The organism is Vibrio sp. V19_P1S1T109, assembly GCF_002241375.1.
Classification (GTDB): domain Bacteria; phylum Pseudomonadota; class Gammaproteobacteria; order Enterobacterales; family Vibrionaceae; genus Vibrio; species Vibrio anguillarum.
The window spans coordinates 1-2,941 of the sequence record NZ_NDIM01000279.1 but is presented as its reverse complement, the minus strand read 5'-3'; the positions used below and the strand labels follow the sequence as shown (position 1 = coordinate 2,941).

The following is a 2,941-nucleotide window of genomic DNA, read 5'->3' as shown; positions in this document are numbered from 1 at the left end:
TTCTTCTGATGAGTTTTTAATCAGTTCTAAATATCTTCTAGTACTCATGGTCATTCGTTTGTGCAAGATTTTTGTCGGTCTAGTGTAGGAGAAATGTAGGAGAATTGATAGTTTTACAACTATAAATCGTGGGTTTTATGTTGGTTGGTGGTGGGTTTTTTGCTGGTTTCTCTATAAGGTTTCAGATTAAACTCAGGAACGATGATTTCGAATGTCATTTAGCAGTGTTCAAAAAGTGGACTGGTCATCCATATCTGATATATGACATAAGTTATTTTTCACTTTGAGTGGATTTAATATAAAGCATCTCTGGTAAATAATCAAATTAACGATTTGATATAAACTGAATGGGATGTCATTCTTTGGTTGTAGTGTGTGTTTTTTAATGAATTGAAAATCCAAGGTGATAAGTTTCGAGTGAAAGGAAACATGATTATTTGTATCCTTAAGTCTGTTTTGTCTGATTTTTGCGTAAAAGGATTACTGTTTTTATAAAAAGGGGATTAGTTTTTGTTGCAAGGTCGTTTCGATGTCATGAGGATATGTTGGTATAGGTAATATACATAACTGCCAACTACTAAAATTTACGTTATTCCCTGTGTGTATGAGAGACACACGAATAGGGATAACAACATCATGAATCATCAGTACACATCTGAAGACAAGTTCAACAACTACGACCTACCTCAACCAACGAAACGAAAGCAACGATTCTTCTATCGCAAGTTTTACCTCTACAAGATTTCTCAATTGATAGAGAAAGCATTGAAGTATCATACTAGGCTATCCGTCTTTCGGATAGACCTACACTTACCCGAAGATTTCGATGATTCGGATTCGAAAGTCATCACTCGATTCTTCAAATCCCTAAATGCCAAATTGGACGTAGATATAAAACGTAAAGAGAAAAGCTGGGGAAGGGGGTTAAAGAACAAGACCAGTTACATCTGGGCAAAAGAGAAGAATACCTCTGAGCAGTGCCACTACCATGTGGCTATTTTCTTGAATAAAGATATCTATTATCAACTCGGGGATGTTGGGGCGTCAGATGGCTCTCTAGCCGACTTGATTAAACAAGCATGGTGCAGTGCTATCAAACAGGAGAAACCAGCACTAGTTCATTTCTGCAAGAATGGTGTGTATCGCTTAAACCTGAATGCATCGGATATTGAACAATCGAAGAATGAGCTATTCAAAAGGGTGTGCTATTTCGCGAAACCTAACTCAAAGGTATACGGAGGGGACATGAGAAACTTCGCTACTAGTTCTTAATCCCCTTAAAAATTACGTTGGAAACAGTTCCTGTGGGAATCACAACAAACCACAGGAACCAATCATGATTCATCAAATCAACGTAGCTCATCAAAGAGTCCACACCATCACTCATGACCGAACCTTTAATGGAAAGCCACTCTACTACCACAAGGATGGTCTCGTTCTCGAATACCTAGAGGAGATAGACCGAGTGCTGACTGAAGCACTAAACCAATACCCAAGAATCTTTGCTGTTCACATCAACCTAAACCTACCGAGTGACTTCGGGGAAGATTACCTAGCGGTGTTTGCCCATTTCTTTCGTATTTTAGAATCGGAGACTAATGAGCTCTGTAGAGACAAATACACCGACAGAACTTATCAATACCAGCAAACGGTCATTCGCTATATCTGGGCGAAGGCCAGTGAATCCACCAGCCAGCATCATCATCTTATCTTGCTCTTTGATAGGGATCTCTTTCAAAACTTCGGCACTGGACGAGAGGGTTGGGGACGTTTTCTCTACAAAAAAGTGAGGAAGACATGGGATAGGGTGGTTGAAGATTATTACAGCCAACCATGCTCTGGATTAGCCTACTCTCCTACGAATGAAGGTTTTGAGCTGTTGTCTGACGCTGAAGTGTTCCCGTTACAGTTAAACGAGTTCTTTTATCGAATCAGTCGTCTCGCGAAACCCATTGCCAACCAGAACGATCAACGCAACAAGAGCTTTGGTTGTAGTCACGACTCACCTTAAAAAATACAGAGCGAGTAATGCCTATGTCATTCACACACTGAGAGGTATTACTCATGTCGAACACAACCCACCTTCCAACCATTACTCGTGCTAGAACATTTAAAGATTATCCATTGTTTTACAGCAATAAGGGACTTTATGAATCAGCGCTTACCACGATGGATAAGGTCTTTGATCAGGCTCTGACTCAGTATCAACGTACTCTTGCGATGCGTTTGGATTTATACCTGCCTAAAGATCATCAAGACACCGATCTCAGCATCCTCAATGATTACTTTGACATTCTGAAAGAGAAAATCGATGCCGATTTGTTGCCTTATGTATGGCGTAAGCGAGCTGATAAAACCCCTTCACATAACTACCGAGTAATGCTGTTTCTTGATGATAGTCAGTACTTCGGCCCTGCCATTTGTTGGGATAAAGGTAATCAGCTTGTGGATCATCTAAAAACAGCTTGGAAGGAAGCGATAGAAAAGCACTACAAAGGCAAAGAGCGATCAATCATTTTGTTTAACGACCGAGGGAACTATGGACTAGGAACACGCTGTAAGAGCAAAGATACCAATATAAAGCGTTGTGTCTTCCTCCGCATGAGCAGCCTTGCTGAAGCGTGGAAAGAAGAGCGTTACTGCTTTGGCTCTAGCCTAGATTAGATTAGGCCGACTGCACTTTTTTACCGTGGCGACTTATCCATGGGTATATACAAGAGGAGACAATTCCCATGAGATTTCTACGACTTAAAGACGTGATGGCGATTACAGGGCTAGGCCGCTCCACTATCTATAAGTTCATGGCTGATGAAACCGATTTTCCGAAGAGTGTGCCACTCGGTGGACGAGCGGTAGCTTGGGTCGAAAGTGAAATAGAGGAATGGATGGAATCGCGTCTGAGCATGAGAGACAACGCAGAATCCTTTCAGTAACACAAACA

The 2,941-nt window shown here is 41.1% G+C and carries 4 protein-coding genes; all 4 read left to right on the top strand.

Annotated features, from left to right (window positions below):
• The first annotated feature begins 636 nt into the window (after positions 1 to 636).
• The 4 genes from B9J87_RS13665 to B9J87_RS13650 all read left to right on the top strand — a co-directional run bounded on the left by B9J87_RS13665 (position 637) and on the right by B9J87_RS13650 (position 2,933).
• Complete coding sequence (locus tag B9J87_RS13665; protein WP_094128504.1) at positions 637 to 1,272, top strand: inovirus Gp2 family protein; 636 nt, start codon at positions 637 to 639, stop codon at positions 1,270 to 1,272.
• A 64-nt stretch (positions 1,273 to 1,336) separates the two neighbouring features.
• Complete coding sequence (locus B9J87_RS13660) at positions 1,337 to 2,011, top strand: inovirus Gp2 family protein (protein WP_094128507.1); 675 nt, start codon at positions 1,337 to 1,339, stop codon at positions 2,009 to 2,011.
• Between the two features lie 53 nt (positions 2,012 to 2,064).
• A complete protein-coding gene (locus tag B9J87_RS13655; protein WP_094128510.1) occupies positions 2,065 to 2,664 on the top strand; it encodes an inovirus Gp2 family protein in 600 nt (199 codons plus the stop codon).
• Positions 2,665 to 2,732: 68 nt separating this feature from the next.
• Positions 2,733 to 2,933 (top strand): AlpA family transcriptional regulator, encoded by a 201-nt coding sequence (locus tag B9J87_RS13650; protein WP_055035460.1) that lies wholly within the window; start codon positions 2,733 to 2,735, stop codon positions 2,931 to 2,933.
• The last annotated feature ends 8 nt before the right edge of the window (positions 2,934 to 2,941 follow it).

Bases quoted from the DNA above. Each gene is read 5' to 3' on its own strand.
- B9J87_RS13655 (WP_094128510.1), top strand. From the start codon at position 2,065: ATGTCGAACACAACCCACCTTCCAACCATTACTCGTGCTAGAACATTT.
- B9J87_RS13660 (WP_094128507.1), top strand. From the start codon at position 1,337: ATGATTCATCAAATCAACGTAGCTCATCAAAGAGTCCACACCATCACT.
- B9J87_RS13650 (WP_055035460.1), top strand. From the start codon at position 2,733: ATGAGATTTCTACGACTTAAAGACGTGATGGCGATTACAGGGCTAGGC.
- B9J87_RS13665 (WP_094128504.1), top strand. From the start codon at position 637: ATGAATCATCAGTACACATCTGAAGACAAGTTCAACAACTACGACCTA.